Genomic DNA, 26,193 nt, shown 5'->3' with positions numbered 1-26,193 from the left:
CTTGTTGTTAGGATCAAAAGACAGGGCGCATTCCCCAGGCCGTCAGATAAGGAAATGTGACTTTGAAAACACCGCACACCCCTGTAGGAGCTGGCTTGCCAGCGATGGCGATGTCACGTTCACCGCCGCCATCGCTGGCAAGCCAGCGCCTACAGGAGACCGTGTTCAACCTTGACTGATCAGCAATGGAACCAATGCCTGTCATCGGGCGATTCTAGCCAGCCATCTCGCGCCACCAGGTCACGAAGCCCCGCGCAAATGTCACCACTCAGTGACAAACATCAAAGGAAGCACCCTTCGGCCCAAGGCTCCGCAAGGTAGGAAAATTGCTGAATAAGTCGTTTCCCTTTCCAATGTAGGAGCAATCCCTAACGTCTTTTCCCACATTGAAGCACTCCTTTACTTCGGCGAATCTGCTGCACTTCTTCATTTCAGGTGCGCCGGTCGAGCGCCCACAAGGAGGTGTGATCCATGGTTGCCCCCCACCTGCGCAACCCCCGCCAATGCTGCATTTTCCCGGTCTACAACGCACAAGGGCTGTGTGCCTGGCGGGTCGAGGTCGTGCGCGGCGGCGTCCGCCTGGACGGGGTCTTCAGCTTTGCCGAATGCGGCGGCGAGGAACCGGCCCGGAGCATGGCCGAGTCCTACCGCAACGCCCTGGTGCTGAAAATGCAGCCTTCGCTGAGCTATGCCGAACGCCAGCGCCTGATGCCCCACAACACCAGCGGGCATCCCGGGGTGATTCGGGTCGAGACCAACAACACCGGCTATTGGCGCGCCAGCACGCGGATTCATGGCTACTGCCTGAGCCGCAGTTTCAGTGTCCGCCGCCACGGCGAAGAACAGGCCAAGCGCCTGGCGCTGCGTGAGCGCGAACGCCAGCTGGCCTTGTGCGGCGAGCCCTATGAACAGGCGATGGAAGCCTTGCAGCGCTACTTCAGCCAGAGCAACAGCCGCGTGCGCGAGCACCGCATCCGTGCCGCCATGGCGCGACCGCGGGAGGTCTCGGTCTCAGCCGATATTCTCACGCCGGACCCGCTCGAGCCGGCGCTGAACATCAGTGCGGAACAAGCGTTCCTGTCGATCAGTCGGCATTTCGCGGCAAGTACAAAGTAACCCGCAGCCCACCGTCGCGCAGGTTCTGCAGGCTCACCTCACCGCCATGGCTGTGGGCGATATTGCGCGCGATGCCCAGCCCCAGGCCGTAGCCCTGCTGCTGACCGGACAAGCGAAAGTGCGGTTCGAAGACCTGCTCCAGGCGCTGCTCGGGTACCCCTGGTCCCTCATCATCGACGTGCAGGACAAAGGCCACGTCGTCGTCTTCGATGTGCAGATGGGCCTTGTCACCATACTTGAGGGCGTTGTCGATCAGATTGCCCATGCAGCGTCGCAGCGCCAGCGGCTTGCCGGGAAAGGCCGCGTGGGCGCGCCCGTCCAGCGAGACCCGACCGTTGCCGTTGGGCGGCAGGTAGGGTTCGATCAGACAATCGAGGGCGTGGTTGAGGTCCACCGGTTCGATGTTCTCGTGGATATCGGTGTCCTTCACGCATTGCAGCGCGCCCTTGACCAGCATCTCCAGCTCGTCGAGGTCGCGGCCAAACTTGTGCTGCAGCTTCTCGTCCTCCAGCAGCTCGACCCGCAGGCGCAGGCGGGTGATGGGGGTGCGCAGGTCGTGGGAAATGGCGCTGAACAACTGGCTGCGTTCGGTCAGGTAACGACTGATGCGCTCACGCATGGCGTTGAATGCGCGCCCCACCTCCACCACTTCGCTACCGCCACCCTCGGCCACCGGCCGTACCTGCGCATCGCCCAGGGACATGTCCCGCGCCGCCCGTGCCAGGCGCTTGAGGGGACGGCTCTGCCAGTGCACCAGCAGGCCGATGAACAACAGCAGAAAGCTACTGGTGAGGACGATAAACCACACCTGCTGGGACGGCAGGCCTTCCTCCTCCAGGCTGGTGTAGGGTTCCGGCAACAGGGAGGCGATATACAGCCATTCGCCGGGGGACATCTGGATCTGCGTCACCAGCACCGGCGGATTGACCGGTTCCAGGGTCAATGCATAGTGGGCCCAGGAACGCGGCAGCTCGTCGAGTTTCAGGCCGCCGTTGAAGATCCGCAGGTCGTCCGGGCTGACGAATTGCACCGAGATATCCACCTCGTTGCCCAACGCCTGGCGCAACACCTCGTGCACGGCGTCGAGCACCGCGGTCTTGCGTGGCGTGGCCGGCAGCAGGCGCATGTCCAGGGGTTTGTCATTGAGGGTGACGACAAAACGCGTGCCGCCCATGCTGCGCAACTGATCGAGCACCAGCGGACGATAGGCCAGCGGCAGCGAGCGCAGGTAGCTGACACTGGCGGTCATCGAATGAGCCAGGCTGCGGGCACTGGTGACCAGGCCTTCGAGCTGCGTGGCCCGCAACTGCGAGAGCCAGATCACGCTGGACAGCGTCTGGGCGATCAACACCGCCAGCAGGGTCAGCAGCAACATGCGCCCCAGCAGCGAGCGCGGAACCGGCAGGCGCCGGCGCAGTTCAGAGGGCATTGGCTGCGGTGACGTTGGCCGCCAGCTGATAGCCGCTGCCGCGCACGGTGCGAATCAGTCGCGGCGGCTTGTCGGTGTCGCGCAGGCGTTGGCGCAGGCGGCTGACCGCCATGTCGACGATCCGGTCCAGGGGCATCAGATCACGCCCGCGGGTGGCATTGCCGATGGTGTCGCGGTCGAGGATTTCCTGGGGGTGATCAAGAAACAGCTTGAGCAAGGCGAAGTCGGCGCCGGAGAGAATCACTTCTTCACCGTCGGTGTGGAACAGCCGGTGGCTGACCGTGTCCAGGCGCCAGTCGTCAAAAGCCAGCACCTCGCTGCCATTGCGCTCCTGGCCGAACTGGGCACGGCGCAACAGGGCCTTGATCCGTGCCTGCAGTTCCCGTGGGCTGAACGGTTTGCCCAGGTAATCGTCGGCGCCCAGTTCCAGACCGATGACCCGGTCGGCCTCGTCGGAGCTGGCCGTCAGCATGATGATCGGCACCTGCGCCTGTCGCGGATGCTGGCGTACCCAGCGGCAGAGGCTGAAGCCGTCTTCGTCGGGGAGCATGACGTCGAGGATCACCAGATCGCTGTGGGCATCGTTGAGGGCTTGGCGAAAGCCGGCGCCATCGCCGACGGTACGCACCTGGAAACCGGCACGGCTGAGGTAGGTGTCCAGCAACTCACGGATTTCCTGATCGTCGTCGACCAGGAGAATGGACTTACTGAATACGCTCACGGAAATCGTCCTTGTTGTTGTGATGAGGACTGAAATGCGGATTATGCCTTAATCGATTAAGCCGTGAAGCAGTGTTGCCTGGGGGAATGGAATGCCTTTGCGGGCAAGCCCCAAATACCCGTCAATCAAGAAAATCTGAAGCCGAGCACGATCTTGTGGCGAGCGGGCTTGCCCGCTCGCCACAATTGAGATCGCGTCTACCTGAAGCCTTATTAACTCGCCGACACCAGGGTGTGCTCAAAAGCCTGCTGCAACGCCACCCCCGCGCCAATCAGCCCGGAATACGGGGCCGTCACCAGCCACACCGGGATGCCCTTGAAGTAGTCGCTCATGCAGCCTTTGTCAGCAAAGCTCCTGGCAAAGCCGCTGTTGATGAAAAAATCGGCAAACCGCGGGATCACCCCGCCGACGATATACACCCCGCCGCGCCCGCCCGTGGTCAGCACGTTGTTGCCCGCCACCCGGCCCAGCCAGCAACTGAACTGCTCCAGCACTTCCCGGGCAATCGGATCGCCCGCCAGACCGGCCGCGGTAATCGACTCCGGGGTTTCCAGCACCGGCACGTGCCCGTCCACCGCGCAGATCGCCCGGTATACCCGTGGCAAGCCGCCACCGCTCAACGCCGACTCGGCGCTGACATGGCCGATTTCACTGTGAATATGCTGCCAGAGCTGGGTTTCACGTGGGCTGCTCAAGGGCAGGTCGACATGCCCACCTTCCCCCGGCAAGGCCATGAAGTGCTGCTCGCCCAGGTGTAACAAAGTACCCACGCCGAGGCCGGTGCCGGGACCGATCACCACCGCCGGACGCAACGGCTCCGGCGTGCCTTCGCAGACCACCCGGTAGTCACCCGGCTCCAGCCGGGTCATGCCCAGGGCCATGGCGGAAAAGTCGTTGACCAGCAACAGCTCGTCGACCTGCAAGGTTTCGCAGAACGCCCGGCGGCTCAGCCGCCAGTGGTTATTGGTGAACCGAAACTCGTCGCCGCCCACGGGGCCCGCCACCGACAGGCACACGGCGCCGACCGCCCCCAGCGCCAGGCCCAGGCCGTCGAGGTAGACCTTGATGGCCGCCTCGGGGCTGGCATGATCGACAGTTGCCAGGATCTTCACCGAATCCAGGGCATTGTCCTTCCACAACGCGAAACGCGCATTGGTGCCGCCAATGTCGCCTACCAACGCCAACTTCATTCAAGGTGCTCCAGGGCCGAAGTGAACGCGCTGGCGCCCTGCTCCGCCGAGCTGAAGGCCATGCGCATGAAGCCGAAGAGTTCGCGGCCACAGCCGATATTATTACCCAGCAGGCCGACCACGGGCTCGCGCGCGGCGAATTCGGCGTCGTCCACCAGCACCCGCAAGGTGCCCTTGACCCCGTCCACGCGGATCACATCGCCATCACGGACCCGCGCCAGCGCGCCGCCGACATGGGCTTCGGGGCAGACATGGATGGCCGCCGGAATCTTGCCCGAGGCCCCGGACATGCGACCGTCGGTGACCAGCGCGACCTTGAAGCCACGGTCCTGCAACACGCCGAGGAACGGGGTCATCTTGTGCAATTCCGGCATGCCGTTGGAGCGCGGCCCCTGGAAGCGCATCACCGCGACAAAGTCCTTCTCCAGCAAGCCGGCCTTGAATGCATCGGCCAGGTCCTGTTGGTCCTGGAACACCACCGCCGGGGCTTCGACGATCTGGTGCTCCAGGGCCACGGCGGAAACTTTCATCACGCCGCGGCCAAGGTTGCCTTCCATCACCCGCAGGCCGCCTTCCGGAGAGAAGGCCCGGGCCACGGGGCGCAGGATATGTTCATCGAGGCTTTCGATCGGGCCGTCGCGCCAGACCAGTTCGCCGTCCAGCAAGAACGGCTCCTGGGTGTAGCGGCTCAGGCCGTGGCCGGCGACGGTATTCACATCTTCGTGCAACAGGCCGGCTTCCAGCAGTTCACGAATCAGGAAGGCCATGCCACCCGCCGCCTGGAAGTGGTTGATATCGGCCTTGCCGTTCGGATAGACATGGGAGAGGGTCGGCACCACCTCGGAGAGGTCGGCCATGTCCTGCCAGGTCAGTTGGATACCGGCCGCCTGGGCAATCGCCGGCATATGCAGAGTGTGGTTGGTGGAACCGCCGGTGGCGTGCAGGGCAACGATGGAGTTGACCAGCGAACGCTCGTCTACAATCTCCCCCAGGGGCATGAAGCTGCCGCTCTGCTTGGTCAGGCGGGTGATCTGGTGCGCCGCTTCGCGGGTCAGGGCATCGCGCAGCGGGGTATTCGGATTGACGAAGGACGAACCCGGCAAGTGCAGGCCCATGACTTCCATCAGCAACTGGTTGGTGTTGGCGGTGCCGTAGAAGGTGCAGGTGCCGGGGCTGTGGTAGGACTTCATCTCCGACTCCAGCAGCTCCTCGCGGCTGGCCTTGCCTTCGGCATAGCGCTGGCGCACATCGGCTTTTTCCTTGTTGGAAATCCCCGAGACCATCGGCCCGCCGGGCACAAAGATGGTCGGCAGGTGACCGAAGCGCAAGGCGCCCATCAACAGGCCGGGCACGATCTTGTCGCAGATGCCAAGCATCATCGCCGCGTCGAACATGTTGTGCGACAGGGCCACGGCGGTGGACATCGCGATCACTTCGCGGCTGGCGATGCCCAGCTCCATGCCCGGCTCACCTTGGGTCACGCCATCGCACATGGCCGGCACACCGCCAGCGAACTGGCCGACCGAGCCGATCTCGCGCAGGGCGTGCTTGATCTGTTCCGGATAGGTTTCGTAAGGCTGGTGCGCGGAGAGCATGTCGTTATAGGACGAAACGATCGCCACGTTGGCGGCGTTCATCAGGCGCAGGTTCTGCTTGTCGTCGCTGCCGCAGCCGGCCACGCCATGGGCAAAGTTCGCGCATTGCAGCTTGCCGCGCATCGGGCCATCACTGGCGGCACCGCGAATCAGTGCCAGATACGCCTGGCGAGTGGCGTGGCTGCGGGCGACAAGCCGTTCGGTGACCTCAAGAACGCGGGGATGCATGTGTAGAACTCCAGGCTAACGGATAGGGCGACCTGTGGTTCCAAGCTGATCGAAAGCCTCGTACGACGGGGCTTTTCAATCATCTGGACCTGTTGATTCAGGTCACTCGTTGTAGATAAAACAAAATATTGCCACTAAAAAGGCTTGTTTTCTATTTTTATGCGAATAATCTTGTAATTCCAACAACAAAACTATGACAGGCGCTTCCCTAAATGACTCTACGAATCGCAATCAACGGTTTTGGCCGCATCGGCCGCAACGTACTGCGTGCACTCTATACCCAAGGTTACCGTCAAGACCTGCAGGTCGTCGCCATCAACGACCTGGGCGACAGCGCCATCAATGCTCACCTGCTCAAGTACGACACGGTTCACGGCACTTTTGATGCCAGCGTAGAACATGACAATGAAAGCCTGATCGTCAACGGCGATCGCATTTCCGTCAGCGCGATCCGCAATCCGGCCGAACTGCCCTGGGCCGCCGAGAAGATCGACGTGGTTTTTGAATGCACCGGTCTGTTCACCGACCGTGCCAAGGCTGCCGCGCACCTGACTGCCGGCGCCCGCAAAGTGATTATTTCCGCGCCGGCCAAAGGCGCCGATGCCACCGTGGTGTACGGGGTCAACCATGACATCCTGCGCCAATCGCACCAGATCATTTCCAACGCATCGTGCACCACCAACTGCCTGGCCCCGGTGGCCCAGGTGCTGCACCGCGAGCTGGGTATCGAAAGTGGCCTGATGACCACCATCCATGCCTACACCAATGACCAGAACCTGACCGACGTCTACCACACCGACCCGTACCGCGCGCGTTCGGCGACCCAGAACATGATCCCGAGCAAAACCGGCGCCGCCGAAGCCGTGGGCCTGGTGCTTCCGGAACTGGCGGGCAAGCTGACCGGCATGTCCGTGCGCGTGCCGGTGATCAACGTGTCCCTGGTCGACCTGACCGTGCAACTCAAGCGCGAGGCCACGGCTGAAGAAGTCAACGCCCTGCTCAAGGAAGCCAGCCGGCATTCGAAGATCCTGGGTTACAACACCCTGCCGCTGGTTTCCAGCGACTTCAACCACAACCCGCTGTCGTCGATCTTCGACGCCAACCACACCAAGGTCAGCGGCAAGCTGCTCAAGGTCCTGGCCTGGTACGACAACGAGTGGGGCTTCTCCAACCGCATGCTGGATAACTGCCTGGCGCTGTGCAACGCCGAGTAAAAAACCAACACGGAACAAGGAACAGGCGTGGAACAGGAACCGATGATAGGGATCAGTTTTACCCAGACCACCATGGCGGCGCGCAAGCGCATCGCCCTGGTGGCTCATGACCACTGCAAAGTGTTTCTGCTGGACTGGGCCGAGCGCCAGAAAGACCGTCTGGCCCAGCATGAGCTGGTGGCCACGGGCACTACGGGGTTGTTGCTGAACAAGCGCCTGGGCCTGCCGGTGGAAAGCATGATCAGCGGCCCGTTGGGCGGTGACCAGCAATTGGGCGCCCGTATTGCCGAGCAGCGGGTCGACATGCTGATTTTTTTCTGGGACCCGTTCGAACCCCAGCCCCACGACCCGGATATCAAGGCATTGCTGCGGGTCGCTGCGGTGTGGAACATTCCCGTGGCCTGCAACGAGTGCACCGCCGACTACCTGCTCGGCAGTCCGTTGATGGAGCAGGCGCATAAGTATCGGGTACCGGATTATGAGGCGTATCTGGCGGCACGGCGTTAACGCCAGTCAGCAGGCTGGACACTCTCCGTTGTGGAACCTCGCCAGGAGACCCATCGCTGCGTAGGCGTCCGTGAAGATCGCCAAATGCTTCACGGGCAAGCCCTGCTCCTACAGTGCGTCGTCTGTGCCACAATTTTGTACACAACACAAAACTGTAGGAGCCAGCTTGCTGGCGATAGCGGCGGTGAATCATCCATCGTCATGACTGAAGGTGACACTCACTGCCACCTATCAGCTTCAGTCGAATGAATGACTGCCCAGGGTCAGATATTCCCCCCTTCGACCACAGCAATTGGTGGCACTCTGCCTTGCTTCGCCTCCGAGTATCCGAGAGAATCCCGCTGCTTTAGCGGTTTGACGCTATGGCACGGGAGCGTTAATGGAAGTCACTTACTGGGTAGGGAGAAGGACGTGAAAAAGCTATTCAAATGGGTCGGTATCGTTTTTGGCTGCCTGATAGCCATCTCAATCATCTCGAATGCCATGAAGTCTCCAGAGCAAAAACAGGCGGATGCCGCCGCTCTGGAACAAAAACATGCGCAACAAGCCGCCGCCGATCAAGCTCAGGCACAGGCAGCACAAGACAAGGCGAAGCAGGATGTGGCGGCCATGCCCGCGGTCACGGCCAAGGCTATTGCAGTAGCTTATAACGAGAACACTGTGGCTGCCGATCAACAGTTCAAAGGCAAAAAGTTCAAAGTCTCGGGCACTGTCGCCGATATCAGCACCAACTTCATGGGTGCGCCTTACCTGACACTGGTCGGTGGTGTGAACCAGTTCATGGAACCGCAATTCGCTTTCGAAAAAGAAGACGCCCCTAAACTGGCTCCGCTGAAAAAAGGCGCCAAAGTCACCCTGCTGTGCGTGGGCAAGGGGGACGTCGCCAAGATTCCGATGTCGGACGCCTGCATACTGCTCTGATTCACAGATTTGACCCCATCAGCCACCCGGACAGGGTTCAAATGCTGCAAGCATTGATTTCGCTGGGGGAAATACGAAAGTGTTGAAAGCCCGCCTTTGGCGGGCTTTTTTCGTTTTGGTCTATCGCTGGTCCAACGAAGGCGAAACCGGAGCAGGTGAACGCGAGGGTATCGAGCAAACGGGTCGTATTTGCCGGTGCCGGCTCAGACTCATTTGAAGGCTCATCAGAGACTTTACGGAGGTACATATCTCTGTCCGCCATGCTGGAAGCGTTGCGAATGCTCGGTGGATCGGGAGTGATTTTCTTGGTTATGGTGAAACTCCTTTGCTAGGTAAGGAGCTCGTCATCCACGCTGCAAAACGAAAGGTGGCGAGCCGTACACAGGTTTGCAGACCGGAGCAAAGGAACCGGCAGGCCGAAGCCTCCTGCACACAGCCCGCCATGAAGCGAGCACAAATGCCGCTTTCGCGGCGCTGTGCGCCTTTGCTATTCCGGGCTGCAAAACCCGTATCGCTGAATTGGCAGCGACAGCCAGACTCTAGCGTTCACCTTTTGCGCACGCAATATTCTCCCACGGCTGAAACATGTAGGAAACATGAGATTTTTTTGCAAGCCATTTCATCTACTGGCGAGATATTGATGAGTTGAGTATAGAAAGAAGAAACAGCCTACACACTCATCTAAAGATAATGACTTAAAATTCGCTAAAATCTTTGCCCCAGCCAAATACCGCAGTACTAGGCTGAATATTGAATAAGCGCATCGAAATACAAAAACTTTATTGCTTAAAACTTCAAACAGGTTGAACACCTATTCGCTTGTGCATAATCAGGAGCACAATGCAAAGGATGCTCTCCCTTGTCACAGACCTCACCACCCAAGCCCCTTCACGACTACTGCAACTTGCACGAAGATGACGTCATACCGCATCCCGTGACGGGCCTTCCAAGCTACGGCTTTATTCCAGGCTATAGCAGTCGAAACCTCACGTTACCGGCGGGCGAAATTTATCTCAGAGTGGGAAAGCATGTCGGCGTAAACAAAGGCTTCGGGGCCAATCACATCTGGCAAGGCCACGGGCACGAGCTTCCCAAGTGGGGATGCAAGAGCATTCACGATGTTGCAATATATGTGGCGAGTATCTGCTCACCGGGCGCGCAAATTCTGTGTGAGTTTTATCTCACAGCAGACGGTTATCGTCTGACCATTCTGAAAGGTGCAAAAGGATGTGTGATTCTTTCGCCACAGTTAGACACAGAGGGAAACAACTTCTACTCGGTGGTGACCGCCTACAAACTACACCGTAGTCCTCACGCAACGAAAGTCGGTACTCTGAAAACAAAAAAAGCGCTCTGAAATGAGCGCCTTTTCAAGAAAGTAATGAGGGCTGGTAGTCGCAGCGCTTCGCTTAGCACGTCCCCGTGTCACCACGAGAAAGGGGTCGGAAGCCAACCACTGTTGCCGGTTGCCGCTACCACAAGGCCGGCGAGCCTTGCACATCCACAGTATTGAGCCGATGTCGCCGTGATGCTCAATACCCCTGCTCTTTAAGGAGCCCTCGCGAAACATTATCAGCGACGTATCCAAAAAGAGCAACGGCCCTGATTGTTTCGGCTCGATGCCAACGACCGGCTAATCGTGTATCGTCCATCCGGACGCCATCGCTAGCAAGTCGGCTCCTACAGTAGGTCGGCGTCAGCCCTGACTCATCGAATACCTCCGGCTTCGTAGGAGAAAGGAACACATTAGGACTTGACCAATAAGGCAGATGATAAGCATTATCATTAACTTGTCATCGGTCCGGTGCTTCCGTGAGTCAGTCCCACTTCAATACTGTCTTCCTCGCCCAGCGTGTCACGCTGCTGCGGACCTTGCAGCGCATGGTCAACAATCCCAGCACCGCCGAGGACCTGCTGCAGGAAACCTACCTGCGGGTCACCCGTGCCCTGAGCGAACGTTCGGTGGATCACCTCGAACCCTTCGTCTTCCAGACCGCCCGAAACCTGGCGCTGGACCACCTGCGGACGCTGCGTATCCAGTCGCGTACGCTGATGGACGACGTGCCGCTGGATGTCATGCAAAATATTGCCGCGCCCCTGAGCACCGCGGAAGACGCCACCCATGCCGAACAAATGCTCAAGCGCCTGAGTGTCAGCCTCAGCCAGTTGAGTGCCCGTCAGCAGCAGATTTTCATCCTCAACCGCCTCCACGGCCGCAGCTATCAGGCGATCGCCGACCAGCTCGACGTGTCCCTGAGCACCGTGCAAAAAGAGCTCAAGCTGATCATGGCGATCTGTGTCGGAGTAGCCGAACGCCTGGATCGCCCTTAAGCTCTGGCGCCTGAGAGCGTGGACAGTCCGCTCAAAAGCCCTACAGCGCGATCGCGCCAAATCACAAGATCGTTGAACCAGACCGTGGCAAAGATTGCCGAGGAACACCCGTGACAGACAGTCAAGACCTGCGCCGCCCCGCCTCCGGGCAGGTGCCGCATGACCCCGCCATGGATCAGGCACTGGACTGGCTGATCCTGATGGAGTGCCCGAGTGCCGAGCAGCAGGCCGCCTTCGACACTTGGCTCGCCGCCGACCCGCGCCATGCCCAGGCCTATGCACGCGCCAGCGGCGCCTGGAATGCGCAGCCGGTGTTCGCCGTCGCCCAGGTCCTGCAACAGCAACGGCGCCCTTCCCTGCTGCGGCGCCTGCGCCCACACTGGAAACCCCTGGCCAGCGCCGCCGCGCTGCTGATCGCCCTCGGCAGCTATAGCGACCTGCCCTTGCGCCTGCAAGCCGATCACCTCACCGTGGCCGGCGAGCGCCAGCACCTGCAACTCGAGGACGGCTCGAAAGTCCTGCTCAATACCAATTCGGCGTTCTCCAGCAACTTCAGCGGACACCAACACAAGGCCCGACTGTACAAAGGCGAGGCGTTTTTCGAGGTCGCCGCCGAACGCGAACAGCCGCTGGAAATCGATGCCGGGCCAGTCCGCGCCAGCGTCAGCGATACCAGCTTCGCCGTGCGCTACCTCGATGGCGAAGCACAAGTGCAGGTCCAGCGCGGCGCGGTCGACCTGCGCACCCTCGACGACAGCGCCCGCCTGCGCCTGTCCGCCGGCAACAGCGTGCGGGTCGGGCCCCATGGTTTCGGGCGTCCGGAAAAACTCGATGCGCAGAAGGACCTGGCCTGGGTCCAGGGCCGGTTGGTGTTCGAAAACTGCCCGATGGGCCAGGTACTGGCCGAACTGCGGCGCTACTACCCCGGCTGGATCGTCAACAACAACGAGCACCTGGCCCAGCTCGCCGTCACCGGCAACTACCGCCTGGACAAGCCTCTGGACGTGGTCCGCGCCCTGGCCCAGATCACTTCCGCCAAGGTTTCGGAGTACCCGGCGCTGGTGATTCTCAACTGAGAATAATTATTTTTACGCGATAGCCTTCGGTGATTCGTCTCGTTATAGCCAATGCAAGTGATTCTTATTTTGAATTGCGTAGCAACTATAACGATTCGTCCACCCGGGAGCGCTATCGATGCCCATTCGTTTCACCTCCAAGCCCCGCACCGGCGGCCTGCAACTACGCACCTTGTCCTGGCTGACCGCGGCCATCCTGCTGGCCGGCGCACAAGCCACGCCAGTGCTGGCCGCCGGTAGCGCCGAACAGCCGGCCCGGAGCCTGGGCAACTACAGTTTCTCGATCGCGCAACAACCCCTGGTCTCGGCACTCAACGCCTTTACCTCAATCACCGGCTGGCAAGTCGGTTTGCCCGCCGAACTCGGCCAGGGCGTGGCCTCGCCGGGCGTGCGCGGTGCCCTGCCGCCAGAAAAGGCCCTTGAGCGCCTGCTCCTCGGCACCAACCTGAGCTACCGCAAAGTCGGCGATAACAGCATCGTCCTGGAAAAGCACGCCAGCGGTAGCACCCTGCACCTGGAGCAGGTGACCATCAGTGCCACCCGCCAGGAGCAGGACATCAACTCGGTGCCCAACACCGTAACGGTGAAGGACCGCCAGCAACTCGACCGCCAGAACGTCAATACCATCAAGCAACTGGTACGTGACGAACCCGGCGTCTCGGTCGGCGGTACCGGCCAGCGCGGTGGTGGTATCAGCAACTACAACATTCGCGGTATCGACGGCGACCGGATCCTGACCCAGGTCGACGGCGTCGAGATTCCCGACAGTTTCTTCAACGGACCCTACGCCAACACCCAGCGCAATTACGTCGACCCGGAAATCATCAAGCGCGTGGAGATCCTCCGCGGCCCGGCCTCGGTGCTCTACGGCAGCAACGCCATCGGCGGCGCCGTGAGCTACTACACCCTCGACCCGGACGACATCATCAAGCCGGGCCAGGACGTCGGCGCCCGCCTGAAAAGCGGCTACAGCTCGGCCGATAACAGCTGGTTGACCTCCGGCACCGTCGCCGGACGCAGCGGTGATTTCGACGGTTTGCTGCACCTGAGCCAGCGCAACGGGCGTGAGACCGAGTCCTATGGCGATACCGGCGGCAACGGCCTGAACCGCACCGCGGCGAACCCGGAGAAAGCTCGTGCCACCAACGTGCTGGCCAAACTGGGCTGGAACTACAACGACGATTCGCGCCTGGGCCTGACCTACGAGCGCTACAAAGACGATGTCGATACCAACCAGCGCAGCGCCGTCGGCGGCCCGTTCAACGTCGGCCAGCCGTTGGGCATGTACCGTTCGCGCACCGGCAACGACACCATCAGTCGCGAACGTTTCGGCATCGAGAACAGCTTCGGCCTGGACAGCGCCGTGGCCGATCACGTCAAGCTGAGCCTGAACTACCAGATCGCGAAAACCGACCAGAGCACCCTGGAAAACTACTTCCCGTTCACCCGTAACGTCCTGCGCAGCCGCGATACGGTCTACGAAGAGCAGCAGTGGGTCTTCGATGCCCAGGCCGACAAGGCCTTCAATATCGGTACGACCGATCACCTGTTGACCTATGGCACCACGATCAAGCAACAGCAAGTCACCGGTTCGCGCAGTGGCTCCGGCACCTGCCTGGCCGTGGGGCGGGGCTGTACCGCCGTGGGCGCTGACAGCCCGGCCGACCGCCTGGTCAAGTCCAGCGACTTCCCGGACCCGACCCTCGACAGCTACAGCCTGTTCACCCAGGACCAGATCAGTTGGAACAGCTGGACCTTCCTGCCGGGCCTGCGCTATGACTACGCCCAGCTCAAGCCACATATCACCCAGGAGTTCCTCAATACCATTGCCGCGGCGGGCGGCGGAGCCGTTGATGGCTCCAACAAGACCTGGCATCGCATCTCGCCCAAGTTCGGCCTGACCTACGCCCTGAACGACCAGTACACCTGGTACGGCCAGTACGCCGAGGGTTTCCGCACCCCATCGGCCAAGGCCTTGTACGGTCGCTTCCAGAACCTGGACACCGGCTACCAAGTTGCCCCCAACCCGAACCTGCAACCGGAAAAGAGCAAGAGCTATGAGACCGGCCTGCGCGGCAAGTTCGACGCAGGCTCGTTTGACCTGGCGGTGTTCTACAACCAGTACCGCGACTTCATCAACGAAGATGCCATCGCCCCCGGCTACACCGAGCTGACCTTCCAGAGCAACAACATCAAGCACGCCACCATCAAGGGCGCCGAGCTCAAGGGGCGCCTCAACCTGGACACCTTCGGTGCAGCGCAAGGTCTCTACAGCAAGGGTTCCCTGGCCTACGCCTACGCTCGTAACAACGACACCGGCCAGCCGCTCAACAGCGTCAACCCGCTGACTGCCGTCATGGCGCTGGGCTACGACCAGGACCGCTACGGCGGCCTGTTGAGCTGGACGCTGGTACAACGCAAGAACAGGGTCGACAGCAGCAACTTCTTCTCGCCAGACGGCAAGGGCGAACAGTTCAAAACCCCGGGCTACGGCGTGCTGGACCTGACCGGGTATTACAAGGTCACTCACGACGTCACCGTCAACGCCGGTCTCTACAACCTGACCGACAAGAAGTACTGGAACTGGGATGACGTACGCGGCTACGACAGCGTCGGCGAAGCCGGGGTGCTGAACCCGGCCAACCTCGAGCGGCTGACCGCGCCGGGACGCAACTTCTCGGTCAACCTGGTCTGGGATATCTGATCGAACTGAACCTCACCCGGCCGTATTTCACAGGGCCTGGGTGAAGTTTTTTTACTGTCGCGCGTCTTCTGATTCGTCTAGTCACACAGCGCCTCTCATTCTCAAGGACATGCTTATGACCACCCCGGACAACACCCAGCGCCCGAGCCTGCGCTCGCAACGCCTGAACCAGATCACCCACGCGCCGCATACCAAGCTCGACCAGTTGGTCAAAGCCCATGCGCCGTTCGAAACCCAGCCGGGTTTCGCCCGTTTCGTGGTGGCCCAGTACCTGTTCCAGTCGGAGCTGGTGGCGCTGTACAACGATTCGGAACTGATCGCCATCGTGCCGGATCTGGCAGAACGCTGCCGCGCTGAAGCCGCCAAGGCCGATCTGGCAGACCTGGACACCGAAGTACCGGCGCCAGTAGCCGGTGCTGTGCATCACCCGAGCAAGGCCGAAGCCCTGGGCTGGCTCTTCGTTTCCGAGGGTTCGAAACTCGGCGCCGCATTCCTGATCAAGCGCGCCGTGGGCCTGGGCCTCAGCGAAACCTTCGGTGCCCGCCACTTGGGCGAACCGGCCGGCGGCCGCGCCGAAGGCTGGAAGCGTTTTACCAGGACCCTCGACGGTCTGGAGCTGAGCGCCGCAGAAGAAGCGGCAGCGGAGAAAGGCGCGATTGATGCGTTCGAGCGCTTTACCGTGTTGCTGGAACAGGCTTACGCCACGGCACCAGAACTGGCCTGAGTAGGCGCGAGCTTGCTCGCGATGGACGTCAACAATGACGCGGGATACCTGAAACACAGCAGCGCTCTTCAGGCCATCGCGAGCAAGCTCGCTCCTACAAGTTACGCATCGCTCCCTAATCTTGCGTACGCCTCCTTGCACAGGCAACAAAAGGATCCGGGGCTTGAGCCGTTCACTCCATCGCCGCACAATTGACGCCATGACCCAACCAAAACCCTCCTCTTCCAAACTCGCCCGCGTGCTCTTTGGCCTGCTCGCCTACGTCAGCCTGGGCATCGGTCTGATCGCCATCGTCATTCCGGGCCTACCGACCACCGAGTTCATCCTGCTCGCCGCCTGGGCCGCCACCAAGAGTTCACCGCGCCTAAGTGCCTGGCTGGAAAACCATCGGCTGTTCGGCCCGATCCTGAGCAACTGGCGCAACGGCAAGATCATCGCCCGCCGGGCCAAGGTCAGCGCCACCCTGAGCATGCTGCTCTGCGCCACGCTGATGCTGGTGATGCTCGAACCGGGTTGGCCGGTCTACCTGGCCATCGCCGGGATGAGCCTGGGCAACCTGTGGATCTGGTCGCGTCCGGAGCGGCTTGCCGTATCCGACGCACCCTGAGCCCCTTTCAGTTCCTGCGGGGGGCATTTTTCGGCAAACCCCGACTTGTAGGCCCCGGCTTGCTGGCTCCTACAAGGACCGCATGGATCGGAATGGCAGGGCCAGGATCAAGAATATATTGACGGTCTGGAGGCCACACCCGACATCGACAATCGGCCGTATTTCAGGTGCAATGACCCTTCTCACGGAGAGCCTTCGATGACCGATCTACTGACGTCCATTCAAGCCGCGCTCGACCTGCCCCTCTCGCCCCCGGTTTTTACCGGTAGCGGCGCTCTACCTTCGACTTTCGCCGTTACCGAACTGGCCGCTGCCACCCTCGCCGCCGCCGGCCAGGCAGTGGCCGAACTGCTACTGCAACAGAGCGGACTGCGTCCCTCCGTCGAAGTCGACCGACGCCTGGCCTCCTTCTGGTTCGGCAGTGCCGTGCAGCCAGTGGGCTGGGAGATCCCGCCACCCTGGGAGCCGATTGCCGGCGACTATGCCAGCGCCGACGGCTGGATCCGCCTGCACACCAACGCTCCGCATCATCGCCGCGCCGCCGAGCGCGTCCTGGGACTGGCCACGGATCGCAACGCCATGGCCAGCAAGGTTGCCCAATGGTCCGCCAGCGAATTGGAGCAGGCGGTGGTCGAGGCCGGAGGCTGCGCCGCGCAAATGCGTTCATGGGCCAGTTGGAAGAAACACCCCCAAGGGCTGGCGGTGAATGCCGAACCGCTGGTCCAGCGGGCCACGAGCGACAGCCACGGTTCACGGACCTGGCTCGGCTCGCAGGCGCGCCCATTGGCGGGCATCAAGGTCCTCGACCTGACCCGGGTACTCGCCGGCCCCGTGGCCAGCCGCCTGCTGGCGGGACTGGGCGCCGAGGTGCTGCGCATCGACCCGCCGACCTGGGACGAACCCGCCCTGACCCCGGATGTCACCCTGGGTAAGCACTGCGCCCGCCTCAACCTGCATGACACCACCGATCGTGAGGTCTTCGAAGGATTGCTCGGCGGGGCCGATATCCTCCTGCACGGCTACCGCGCCGATGCCCTGGACGGACTTGGCTACGATGCCCGGCGCCGCCAGCGCCTGGCCCCCGGCCTGATCGACGTGAGCCTCAATGCCTATGGCTGGAGCGGCCCGTGGCGCAATCGCCGGGGCTTCGACAGCCTGGTACAGATGAGCAGCGGCATCGCCCAGGCCGGCATGCTCTGGAAACAGACGGACAAGCCTGTCCCGCTGCCGGTGCAGGCGCTGGACCATGCTACCGGCTACCTGATGGCGGCCGCGGCGATCCGTGCGCTGACCGCGCGCCTGCACAGCGGGCTGGGGGGCTCGGCGCGTTTGTCGCTGGCCCGTACGGCGAAGTTGCTGCTGGAACAGGGAACGGTCAATGGCACCGAAGCGCTGTCGCCTGCTGGAGCGCAAGACTGGAACCCGGTGCTGGAACAGACCTCCTGGGGTCCGGCGCAACGCTTGCTGTCACCGCTGAAGGTCGGGGCGGTGCCGTTGCAGTGGGCTTTGGCGGCGACGAAACTGGGCGCTCATCCGCCACAGTGGTGGTGAGATCAATATCGCCTGCCGGTTAATTGTTTCAATATTTAACAAGAGAACAGCTGTTCACTTGATTAATTATCCGGCGTGTCGTTTCGTCTATTCAACAGGTATGAAAAAGATAGGCGCTTAAGATCGATAGCGCCTATAAAACCTACTTGCCTCCATCATTTCGTACCCCATTCCCAATCCATAAAATGCGTTTAAAAAGCGCCGCCGGACATTTGCACAATCCACAGGTTTGGCTAGTTCAAACCTCCCCGGCAATACGCAACACCTCTCCTAAAAATCAGCACGACAGCTCTGGGACGGCCATTTCAAGGCGCCCTTCGTTATCTCATCGTTAGACACTCAAGTCGTTCATAAACAATGGAATGTGCCAATGATCTGATCTATATCATTTTTTGATTTTGCCTCTGACCTACCCTATGACCTCAATTCCCATGGATTGGAGTCATGCAATGTCTGAATCACCCGGAAAACTGCGATTAGGCGCACTGGTCGCTCTTGTGGTGGGTTCAATGATCGGCGGCGGGATCTTTTCCCTGCCGCAAAATATGGCCGCCAGTGCCGATGTCGGCGCCATACTGATTGGCTGGGCGATTACCGCCGTGGGCATGCTGACCCTGGCCTTCGTGTTCCAGACCCTGGCCTTCGTGTTCCAGACCCTGGCCAATCGCAAACCGGACCTGGACGGTGGGGTCTACGCCTACGCCAAGGCCGGTTTCGGCGATTACATGGGTTTCTCGTCCGCCTGGGGCTACTGGATCAGTGCCTGGCTGGGCAACGTCGGCTACTTCGTCTTGCTGTTCAGCACCCTGGGTTACTTCTTCCCGGTGTTTGGCGAAGGCAATACCGGCGCCGCGGTAGTCGGCGCTTCGCTGCTGCTCTGGGCGGTGCACTGGCTGGTCCTGCGCGGCATCAAGGAAGCGGCTTTCATCAACCTGGTCACCACCGTCGCCAAGGTGGTACCACTCGTACTGTTCGTGCTGATCGCACTGTTCGCCTTCAAGCTGGATATCTTCACCGCCGACATCTGGGGCGTGAAAAATCCGAGCCTCGGTAGTGTGATGAACCAAGTGCGCAACATGATGCTGGTCACCGTCTGGGTGTTTATCGGCATCGAGGGCGCGAGCATCTTCTCCGCCCGCGCGGAAAAACGCTCGGACGTGGGCAAGGCCACGGTCATCGGCTTTATCACCGTGCTGCTGTTCCTGGTACTGGTCAACGTCCTGTCCCTGGGGATCATGACCCAGCCGGAACTGGCGAAACTGCAGAACCCGTCCATGGCCGCGGTGCTCGAACACGTGGTCGGTCATTGGGGCGCGGTGCTGATCAGCGTCGGCCTGATCATCTCGCTGCTCGGCGCCCTGCTGTCCTGGGTGCTGCTGTGCGCGGAGATCATGTTCGCCGCCGCCAGGGACCACACCATGCCGGAGTTCCTGCGTCGCGAAAACGCCAACCAGGTGCCGGCCAACGCCCTCTGGCTGACCAACGCCATGGTGCAGATCTTCCTGATCATCACGCTGTTTTCCGCCAGCACCTACCTGTCGCTGATCTACCTCGCCACCTCGATGATCCTGGTGCCCTACCTGTGGTCGGCGGCTTATGCCGTGCTGCTGGCGGTACGCGGCGAAAGTTATGAACAGGCCCCGGGCGAGCGCCGCAAAGACCTGCTTATCGGCGCCATCGCCCTGATCTACGCGATCTGGCTGTTGTACGCCGGCGGCATCAAGTACCTGCTGCTGTCCGCCCTGCTCTACGCCCCCGGCGTGATTCTGTTCGCCAAGGCCAAGCGCGAGCTGGGCAAACCGATTTTCACCGCTGTCGAGAAGCTGATTTTCGCTGCTGTGGTCATAGGCGCCCTGGTGGCGGCCTACGGCCTGTACGACGGCTTCCTGACCCTGTAACAGCCTGTTTGTTCGTTCCCTGGAGGATCTGCAATGACCACGGAAAAAGTGAAGTACGGCGTTCATTCCGAAGCCGGCAAACTGCGCAAGGTGCTGGTCTGCTCACCGGGCCTGGCGCACCAGCGACTGACCCCGAACAACTGCGACGAACTGCTGTTCGACGATGTGCTCTGGGTGGCCCAGGCCAAGCGCGATCACTTCGATTTCGTCACCAAGATGCGCGAACGCGATATCGATGTGCTGGAAATGCACAACCTGCTGACCGATATCGTCGGCCAGAAGGAAGCCCTGGACTGGATCCTCGAACGCAAGATCACCGCCAACCAGGTCGGCCTCGGGCTGGTCCACGAGGTCGACTCGTGGTTGCGCAGCCTGGAGCCACGCAAGATCGCCGAGTTCCTGATCGGCGGCGTTTCGGCCGATGACCTGCCGAGCAGCTTCGGTGGCAAGACCCTCTCGATGTTCCGCGACTTCCTCGGCCACTCCAGCTTTATCCTGCCGCCGCTGCCCAATACCCAGTTCACCCGCGATACCACCTGCTGGATCTTTGGCGGTGTGACCCTCAACCCGATGTACTGGCCGGCGCGACGCCAGGAAACCCTGCTGGCCAGTGCCATCTACAAGTTCCACCCGGAATTCGTCAATGCCGACGTCCAGGTCTGGTACGGCGACCCGGACCAGGAACACGGTAACGCCACCCTCGAAGGCGGCGACGTGATGCCCTTGGGCAACGGCGTGGTGCTGATCGGCATGGGCGAGCGCTCCTCGCGCCAAGCCATCGGTCAGTTGGCGCTGAACCTGTTCAAGCACAACGCGGTGGAACGGGTGATCGTCGCCGGCTTGCCGAAGTCCCGGGCGGCCATGCACCTGGACACCGTGTTCAGCTTCTGCGACCGCGACCTGGTGACCATCTTCCCGGAAGTGGTGAACCAGATCGTCGCCTTCACCCTGCGCCCTGACGACAGCAAGCCCGGCGGCATCGACGTGCGCCGGGAAGAAAGCAACTTCCTCGACACCGTCGCCAAGGCCCTCAACCTCAAGGCCCTGCGCGTGGTGGAAACCGGCGGCAACAGCTTCGCCGCCGAACGCGAACAGTGGGACGACGGCAACAACGTGGTGGCCGTGGAACCCGGTGTGGTGATCGGCTATGACCGCAACACCTACACCAACACCCTGCTGCGCAAGGCCGGCGTGGAAGTCATCACCATCAGCGCCGGCGAACTGGGCCGTGGTCGCGGCGGCGGCCACTGCATGACCTGCCCGATCATTCGCGACCCGATCGATTACTAACCGATATTCAACACCTGCCCTTGCCCCCACGAAGGGCCATGGCCGGACAGGCGGATAACCCATACCCGAGGAGATCCACAAATGGCTTTTAATATGCGCAACCGCAGCTTGCTGAGCTTGATGCACCACACCAACCGCGAGCTGCACTACCTGCTCGACCTGTCCCGCGACCTCAAGCGCGCCAAGTACACCGGCACCGAGCAGCAGCACCTCAAAGGCAAGAACATCGCGCTGATCTTCGAAAAGACCTCGACCCGCACCCGTTGCGCCTTCGAAGTCGCGGCCCATGACCAGGGCGCCCACGTCACCTATATCGATCCGGTGTCGTCGCAGATCGGCCACAAGGAAAGCATGAAGGACACCGCCCGCGTACTCGGACGGATGTTCGACGCCATCGAATACCGCGGCTTCGAACAGGAGATCGTCGAAGAACTGGCCAAGTTCGCCGGCGTGCCGGTGTTCAACGGCCTGACCGCCGAATTCCACCCGACCCAGATGATCGCCGACACCCTGACCATGCGCGAGCACAGCGACAAGCCGCTGCATGACATCAGCTACGCCTATCTCGGTGATGCGCGCTACAACATGGGCAACTCGCTGCTGATGATCGGCGCCAAGCTCGGCATGGACGTGCGCATCGGCGCGCCGAAGGCGCTGTGGCCCCATGCAGACTTCATCGCCCAGTGCAAGGCCTTTGCCGAGGAAAGCGGCGCGCGCATCACCATCACCGAAGACCCGCAGGAAGCGGTCAAGGGCGTGGACTTCATCCACACCGATATCTGGGTGTCCATGGGTGAGCCAGTGGAAGCCTGGGACGAGCGCATCGAGCAACTGATGCCGTATCAGGTCAATGCGAAAATGATGAAAGCCGCGGGCAATCCCCGGGTCAAATTCATGCATTGCCTGCCGGCGTTCCATAACAGCGAAACCAAGGTCGGCAAGGATATCGCGGCGCGTTACCCGCACCTGGCCAATGGAGTTGAAGTAACCGAGGAGGTGTTCGAGTCGCCGGCCAATATCGCCTTCGAGCAGGCGGAAAACCGCATGCACACGATCAAAGCGATTCTGGTCTCGGCACTGGCGGATATCTAAGACCGGCGCTCCCCCCTTGTAGGAGCGAGCTTGCTCGCGATAAACGCACGGGCGCCGTGTTGTACCTGATGCCCCGCGTTATCGTTGACCTCCATCGCGAGCAAGCTCGCTCCTACCGGAGGACTCATGCAACCTCTGGAAGGACAGTACTTATGCGTATCGTCGTCGCCCTGGGCGGTAACGCCCTCCTGCGTCGTGGTGAACCCATGACCGCGGACAATCAACGCGCCAATATCCGAATCGCTACCGAACAGATGGCCAAAATCTACTCCGGCAACCAGTTGGTCATCGCTCACGGCAATGGCCCGCAGGTCGGTCTGCTGTCGTTGCAGGCCGCCGCCTACACCCAGGTCTCGCCGTACCCACTGGACGTGCTCGGCGCCGAAACCGAAGGCATGATCGGCTACATCATCGAACAGGAACTAGGCAACGTGCTGGACTTCGAGGTGCCCTTCGCCACCTTGCTCACCCAGGTCGAAGTCGACCCCAAGGACCCGGCTTTCCAACACCCGAGCAAGCCCATCGGTCCGGTGTATACCAAGGCCGAAGCGGAACAGCTGGCCGCCGAAAAAGGCTGGAGCATCGCCCCGGACGGCGATAAGTTCCGCCGCGTGGTCGCCAGCCCCAAACCCAAGCGCATCTTCGAGATTCGCCCGATCAAATGGCTGCTGGACAAGGGCAGCATCGTGATCTGTGCCGGCGGTGGCGGCATCCCGACGATGTACGGCGAGGACGGCAAGCTCAAGGGCATCGAAGCGGTGATCGACAAGGACCTGTGCTCGGCGCTGCTGGCCGAACAGCTGGACGCCGACCTGCTGGTGATCGCCACCGACGTCAATGCGGCTTTTGTCGACTGGGGCCAGCCGTCCCAGAAAGCCATTCTCCAGGCCCACCCCGACGATCTCGAAAAACTCGGTTTCGCCGCCGGCTCCATGGGCCCGAAAGTCCAGGCCGCCTGCGAGTTCGCCCGGCACACCGGCAAGGTCGCGGTGATCGGTTCACTGGCGGATATCGAGGCGATAGTCCAAGGTAAGGCAGGGACGCGGATCAGCACGGCAAAACCCGGCATCACCTATTCATAAGAACCATCGGGCAGGCCAGCGGTCTGCCCTACTCCATGCCTTGAAGGAGAACACCATGGCCACGTTCGAACCCGGTCACCTGCATATCCAGCGCGCGGCCTTGCAACCCGGGGATTTCAGTTACGACCTAAAGATCGACTATGAGGTGGTGCAGGATCCGAAGGAAGGCACGTCCATGCAGTTCACCCTGCACGGCGACATCAACCACAAAGCCTTCGAGGAGACTTTCACGCTGCCCAAGGACCTGGCTTTCAACTTCGCCAGCGAAGCCTTCCACATCGCGGTGAAGCACGGCATACCGAAAAACGTCGATCTGCGCACCATGCACGGCCACTACGACCGGATGTTCGAAGACGTGCGCGCGCAACTCCACGCCAAATCCGGCGACCCAGTGAAACCCGAGCATTTGGAGTAACACCCCACGCCAAGGCATAATTGCCGCCCTCGCGCCCGGAACACCGAATCGCCCCATGCGTATCCATGTCAGCTTCATCGACCGCGTCGGCATCACCCAGGAAGTCCTGGCCCTGCTCGGTGGTCGCAATCTCAACCTGGATGCGGTGGAGATGGTTCCGCCCAATGTCTATATCGACGCCCCGACCCTCAGCCCGCAAGTGCTGGAGGAGTTGCGCGACGCCCTGTTCAGCGTCCGTGGCGTACAGGCGGTAACGGTGGTCGACATCCTGCCGGGACAGCGTCGACACCTGCAACTCGACGCCCTGCTCGCGGCCATGACCGACCCGGTGCTGGCCCTGGACAGTGCCGGCCATGTGCTGCTGGCCAACCCGGCACTGATCGCCCTGTACGGTCGCGAGCCAGCCGGCGAAAGCGTCGCCGAACTCTTTGCCGATCCCAAGCTCCTGGACAGCTTGCTGGAAAACGGTTTTCGCCTGCCGCTGCGGGAAATCACCGTCAACGGCCAGACCCTGCTGCTGGACGCCACGCCGATCACCGATGCCGGCGCGCTGCTGACCCTCTATCAACCGAGCCGCATCGGTGAGCGCCTGTCGGCCCTGCACCACGACCATGCCGAAGGTTTCGATGCGCTGCTCGGCGAGTCCCCGGCGATCCGCACCCTCAAGACTCGTGCCCAACGGGTTGCGGCCCTCGACGCACCGCTGCTGATCCAGGGTGAAACCGGCACCGGTAAGGAACTGGTGGCGCGCGCCTGCCATGCCATCAGTACGCGCCATGGCGCACCGTTCCTGGCCCTGAACTGCGCGGCCCTGCCGGAGAACCTCGCCGAAAGCGAACTGTTCGGCTACGCCCCCGGGGCCTTTACCGGCGCCCAGCGCGGCGGTAAGCCGGGGCTGATGGAGCTGGCGAACCAGGGCACGGTGTTTCTCGATGAAATCGGCGAAATGTCGCCGTACCTGCAAGCCAAGTTGCTGCGTTTTCTCAATGACGGCAGCTTCCGCCGCGTCGGCGGGGATCGCGAGGTCAAGGTCAATGTGCGGATACTCAGCGCCACCCACCGCAACCTGGAGAAGATGGTCAGTGAGGGCAGCTTTCGCGAAGACTTGTTCTACCGGCTGAACGTGCTCAACGTCGAGGTTCCGCCACTGCGTGAACGCGGCCAGGACATCCTGCTGCTGGCGCGCTACTTCATGCAGCAGGCCTGCACGCAGATCCAGCGCCCGGTCTGCCGGTTGGCGCCCGGAACCTACCCGGCGCTGCTGGACAACCGCTGGCCGGGTAATGTGCGGCAGTTGCAGAACGTAATTTTCCGGGCGGCGGCGATCTGCGAAAGCAGCGTGGTCGACATCGGTGACCTGGATATCGCCGGAACCTCCGTGGCACGCCAGAGCGATCCCGAGATCGACAGCCTGGAACAGGCGGTGGAGGATTTCGAGAGGACCCTGCTGGAAAAGCTCTACCAGCAGTACCCCTCGACCCGACAACTGGCTAGTCGGTTGCAGACTTCCCACACCGCCATCGCCCATCGGTTGCGCAAATACGGCATTCCCGGCAAGCCCTGACAAACCACGCCCCCCAAGGCACCAAAGAACCTTGTAGGAGCCCGGCTTGCCGGCGATGGCGTCCTCATGGCTGGTGCAAGGCTCGAGGACCTCATCGCTGGCAAGCCAGCTCCCACACAGGACGCGGCAGCCACAGTATTTTGCGGTGATACGCCGACCTGCAGGAGCCGGCTTGCCGGCGATGGCGTCCTTGTGGTCGAAGCAAGGTTTTAGAGCCTCATCGCTGGCAAGCCAGCCCACAGGGCTCGTCGACGCCAAAAACGACCTTCATCTGTACTGAAAGCGCTACAGTGGAATGATTTCGCTACACTTCGGGCCAATCCCCGTTCCACAAGGCTTTGATCCTGCTAGGCTTTTTTTCTGCTCTCCAGCTGTAGCGATTTCGCTACAGAGATTGCCGTCCGGCGCACACAAAAAAACCAGCAACTCATTGATTTACAAGCCTTATTCAGTATTGGCCACAAACTTGCTAAGGGAATCCCATTCAGCGGGACGTCGATCCCGCATCCCTGCGTCCACCTGACGACGAGTCTGGCCCCCTTAGGAGTTTCCATGAGCGAGTTGCGTTTTACTGAAGACCACGAATGGCTGCGTAGCGAAGCCGATGGCAGTGTCACGGTCGGCATCACGGTGTTCGCCCAGGACGCCCTCGGCGACGTGGTGTTTGTGCAACTGCCGGAACTGCAGCACTACGACAAAGGCGCCGAAGCCGCCACCGTGGAATCGGTCAAGGCCGCCAGCGGCGTGTACATGCCCCTGGACGGTGAAGTGCTCGAATTCAACCCGGCGCTGGCGGACACTCCCGAGCTGGTCAACGAAGATCCGCTGGGCGCCGGCTGGTTTTTCCGCTTCCAGCCTACCGATGCCTCGGCAGTCGCTAGACTGCTGGATCAGGACGCCTACGACCGCCTGATCAAAGCCAACGCCTGAGGAACCGT

At 61.4% G+C, this 26,193-nt stretch carries 22 protein-coding genes; 18 read left to right on the top strand and 4 right to left on the bottom strand.

The features are described 5' to 3' along the window. The first annotated feature begins 471 nt into the window (after nucleotides 1–471). Nucleotides 472–1,116 (top strand): AP2/ERF family transcription factor, encoded by a 645-nt coding sequence (locus tag AC07VG_RS05620; protein ID WP_495002435.1) that lies wholly within the window; start codon nucleotides 472–474, stop codon nucleotides 1,114–1,116. On the opposite strand, the gene AC07VG_RS05615 is transcribed toward AC07VG_RS05620, so the two are convergent. From AC07VG_RS05615 to edd, 4 genes are all read right to left on the bottom strand, one after another. Further along, nucleotides 1,085–2,545: an ATP-binding protein gene (locus tag AC07VG_RS05615; protein WP_495002434.1), complete on the bottom strand. Its 1,461-nt coding sequence runs from the start codon at nucleotides 2,543–2,545 to the stop codon at nucleotides 1,085–1,087. The genes AC07VG_RS05620 and AC07VG_RS05615 overlap by 32 nt on opposite strands. Then, nucleotides 2,535–3,266, bottom strand: a complete 732-nt coding sequence (locus tag AC07VG_RS05610) for a response regulator (protein ID WP_177143352.1) — start codon at nucleotides 3,264–3,266, stop codon at nucleotides 2,535–2,537. Before AC07VG_RS05610 ends, AC07VG_RS05615 begins: the two co-directional genes overlap by 11 nt. Nucleotides 3,267–3,478: 212 nt before the next feature. Continuing rightward, on the bottom strand, nucleotides 3,479–4,456 hold the full coding sequence (locus tag AC07VG_RS05605) for a glucokinase (RefSeq protein WP_495002433.1): 978 nt from the start codon (nucleotides 4,454–4,456) through the stop codon (nucleotides 3,479–3,481). Beyond that, nucleotides 4,453–6,279 (bottom strand): phosphogluconate dehydratase, encoded by a 1,827-nt coding sequence (edd, locus tag AC07VG_RS05600; RefSeq protein ID WP_495002432.1) that lies wholly within the window; start codon nucleotides 6,277–6,279, stop codon nucleotides 4,453–4,455. Before edd ends, AC07VG_RS05605 begins: the two co-directional genes overlap by 4 nt. 212 nt (nucleotides 6,280–6,491) lie before the next feature. Between edd and gap the strand changes: the two genes are divergently transcribed. The 17 genes from gap (at nucleotide 6,492) to gcvH (ending at nucleotide 26,185) form a co-directional block, all read left to right on the top strand. Further along, entirely contained in the window at nucleotides 6,492–7,493 is a 1,002-nt protein-coding gene (gene gap / locus AC07VG_RS05595) for a type I glyceraldehyde-3-phosphate dehydrogenase (RefSeq protein ID WP_495002431.1), read from the top strand. Between the two features lie 42 nt (nucleotides 7,494–7,535). Then, nucleotides 7,536–8,000 carry a methylglyoxal synthase gene (locus AC07VG_RS05590; RefSeq protein ID WP_495002506.1) on the top strand — a complete coding sequence of 155 codons (465 nt, stop codon included), beginning with the start codon at nucleotides 7,536–7,538 and terminating at the stop codon, nucleotides 7,998–8,000. A 411-nt stretch (nucleotides 8,001–8,411) separates the two neighbouring features. Further along, the gene (locus AC07VG_RS05585; protein WP_495002430.1) at nucleotides 8,412–8,921 is read left to right on the top strand and encodes an OB-fold protein; all 510 of its coding nucleotides are present in this window, start codon (nucleotides 8,412–8,414) and stop codon (nucleotides 8,919–8,921) included. A 904-nt stretch (nucleotides 8,922–9,825) separates the two neighbouring features. Next, nucleotides 9,826–10,278: a hypothetical protein gene (locus tag AC07VG_RS05580; protein WP_495002428.1), complete on the top strand. Its 453-nt coding sequence runs from the start codon at nucleotides 9,826–9,828 to the stop codon at nucleotides 10,276–10,278. A 455-nt stretch (nucleotides 10,279–10,733) separates the two neighbouring features. Beyond that, a complete protein-coding gene (locus AC07VG_RS05575) occupies nucleotides 10,734–11,252 on the top strand; it encodes an RNA polymerase sigma factor (protein ID WP_495020624.1) in 519 nt (172 codons plus the stop codon). Nucleotides 11,253–11,362: 110 nt separating this feature from the next. Next, nucleotides 11,363–12,328 carry a FecR family protein gene (locus AC07VG_RS05570; RefSeq protein WP_495020623.1) on the top strand — a complete coding sequence of 322 codons (966 nt, stop codon included), beginning with the start codon at nucleotides 11,363–11,365 and terminating at the stop codon, nucleotides 12,326–12,328. 118 nt (nucleotides 12,329–12,446) lie between these two features. Next, nucleotides 12,447–15,032, top strand: coding sequence for a TonB-dependent receptor (locus tag AC07VG_RS05565; RefSeq protein ID WP_495002425.1), 2,586 nt, complete (start codon nucleotides 12,447–12,449; stop codon nucleotides 15,030–15,032). Nucleotides 15,033–15,147: 115 nt separating this feature from the next. Then, a complete protein-coding gene (locus tag AC07VG_RS05560) occupies nucleotides 15,148–15,756 on the top strand; it encodes a biliverdin-producing heme oxygenase (protein WP_495002424.1) in 609 nt (202 codons plus the stop codon). Nucleotides 15,757–15,955: 199 nt separating this feature from the next. Continuing rightward, entirely contained in the window at nucleotides 15,956–16,363 is a 408-nt protein-coding gene (locus AC07VG_RS05555; protein ID WP_495002505.1) for a YbaN family protein, read from the top strand. A 198-nt stretch (nucleotides 16,364–16,561) separates the two neighbouring features. Further along, nucleotides 16,562–17,914: a CoA transferase gene (locus AC07VG_RS05550; protein WP_495020622.1), complete on the top strand. Its 1,353-nt coding sequence runs from the start codon at nucleotides 16,562–16,564 to the stop codon at nucleotides 17,912–17,914. A 449-nt stretch (nucleotides 17,915–18,363) separates the two neighbouring features. Beyond that, entirely contained in the window at nucleotides 18,364–19,812 is a 1,449-nt protein-coding gene (arcD, locus tag AC07VG_RS05545) for an arginine-ornithine antiporter (RefSeq protein WP_495020621.1), read from the top strand. A 33-nt stretch (nucleotides 19,813–19,845) separates the two neighbouring features. Continuing rightward, entirely contained in the window at nucleotides 19,846–21,102 is a 1,257-nt protein-coding gene (gene arcA / locus AC07VG_RS05540; RefSeq protein WP_495020620.1) for an arginine deiminase, read from the top strand. A gap of 81 nt (nucleotides 21,103–21,183) precedes the next feature. Further along, complete coding sequence (locus tag AC07VG_RS05535; RefSeq protein WP_495002420.1) at nucleotides 21,184–22,194, top strand: ornithine carbamoyltransferase; 1,011 nt, start codon at nucleotides 21,184–21,186, stop codon at nucleotides 22,192–22,194. 152 nt (nucleotides 22,195–22,346) lie between these two features. Next, the gene (arcC, locus tag AC07VG_RS05530; RefSeq protein WP_495002419.1) at nucleotides 22,347–23,276 is read left to right on the top strand and encodes a carbamate kinase; all 930 of its coding nucleotides are present in this window, start codon (nucleotides 22,347–22,349) and stop codon (nucleotides 23,274–23,276) included. A gap of 55 nt (nucleotides 23,277–23,331) precedes the next feature. Next, nucleotides 23,332–23,691 (top strand): DUF5064 family protein, encoded by a 360-nt coding sequence (locus tag AC07VG_RS05525; RefSeq protein WP_495002418.1) that lies wholly within the window; start codon nucleotides 23,332–23,334, stop codon nucleotides 23,689–23,691. A gap of 55 nt (nucleotides 23,692–23,746) precedes the next feature. Beyond that, nucleotides 23,747–25,255 (top strand): transcriptional regulator GcsR, encoded by a 1,509-nt coding sequence (gcsR, locus tag AC07VG_RS05520; RefSeq protein WP_495002417.1) that lies wholly within the window; start codon nucleotides 23,747–23,749, stop codon nucleotides 25,253–25,255. A 552-nt stretch (nucleotides 25,256–25,807) separates the two neighbouring features. Beyond that, nucleotides 25,808–26,185 (top strand): glycine cleavage system protein GcvH, encoded by a 378-nt coding sequence (gene gcvH, locus AC07VG_RS05515; RefSeq protein WP_495002416.1) that lies wholly within the window; start codon nucleotides 25,808–25,810, stop codon nucleotides 26,183–26,185. Nucleotides 26,186–26,193: the final 8 nt, after the last annotated feature.

The organism is Pseudomonas sp. GW821-FHT03C07 (assembly GCF_059420925.1).
Note: the sequence above shows the minus strand (reverse complement) of the source record. Positions and strands in the feature narration are given on the sequence as shown.

Coding starts and splice junctions, on each gene's coding strand:
- AC07VG_RS05620 (WP_495002435.1), top strand. CDS start 472: ATGGTTGCCCCCCACCTGCGCAACCCCCGCCAATGCTGCATTTTCCCG.
- AC07VG_RS05590 (WP_495002506.1), top strand. CDS start 7,536: ATGATAGGGATCAGTTTTACCCAGACCACCATGGCGGCGCGCAAGCGC.
- gcvH (WP_495002416.1), top strand. CDS start 25,808: ATGAGCGAGTTGCGTTTTACTGAAGACCACGAATGGCTGCGTAGCGAA.
- AC07VG_RS05565 (WP_495002425.1), top strand. CDS start 12,447: ATGCCCATTCGTTTCACCTCCAAGCCCCGCACCGGCGGCCTGCAACTA.
- arcC (WP_495002419.1), top strand. CDS start 22,347: ATGCGTATCGTCGTCGCCCTGGGCGGTAACGCCCTCCTGCGTCGTGGT.
- AC07VG_RS05615 (WP_495002434.1), bottom strand. CDS start 2,545: ATGCCCTCTGAACTGCGCCGGCGCCTGCCGGTTCCGCGCTCGCTGCTG.
- AC07VG_RS05525 (WP_495002418.1), top strand. CDS start 23,332: ATGGCCACGTTCGAACCCGGTCACCTGCATATCCAGCGCGCGGCCTTG.
- AC07VG_RS05535 (WP_495002420.1), top strand. CDS start 21,184: ATGGCTTTTAATATGCGCAACCGCAGCTTGCTGAGCTTGATGCACCAC.
- arcA (WP_495020620.1), top strand. CDS start 19,846: ATGACCACGGAAAAAGTGAAGTACGGCGTTCATTCCGAAGCCGGCAAA.
- gap (WP_495002431.1), top strand. CDS start 6,492: ATGACTCTACGAATCGCAATCAACGGTTTTGGCCGCATCGGCCGCAAC.
- edd (WP_495002432.1), bottom strand. CDS start 6,279: ATGCATCCCCGCGTTCTTGAGGTCACCGAACGGCTTGTCGCCCGCAGC.
- arcD (WP_495020621.1), top strand. CDS start 18,364: ATGTCTGAATCACCCGGAAAACTGCGATTAGGCGCACTGGTCGCTCTT.
- AC07VG_RS05550 (WP_495020622.1), top strand. CDS start 16,562: ATGACCGATCTACTGACGTCCATTCAAGCCGCGCTCGACCTGCCCCTC.
- AC07VG_RS05605 (WP_495002433.1), bottom strand. CDS start 4,456: ATGAAGTTGGCGTTGGTAGGCGACATTGGCGGCACCAATGCGCGTTTC.
- AC07VG_RS05555 (WP_495002505.1), top strand. CDS start 15,956: ATGACCCAACCAAAACCCTCCTCTTCCAAACTCGCCCGCGTGCTCTTT.
- gcsR (WP_495002417.1), top strand. CDS start 23,747: ATGCGTATCCATGTCAGCTTCATCGACCGCGTCGGCATCACCCAGGAA.
- AC07VG_RS05560 (WP_495002424.1), top strand. CDS start 15,148: ATGACCACCCCGGACAACACCCAGCGCCCGAGCCTGCGCTCGCAACGC.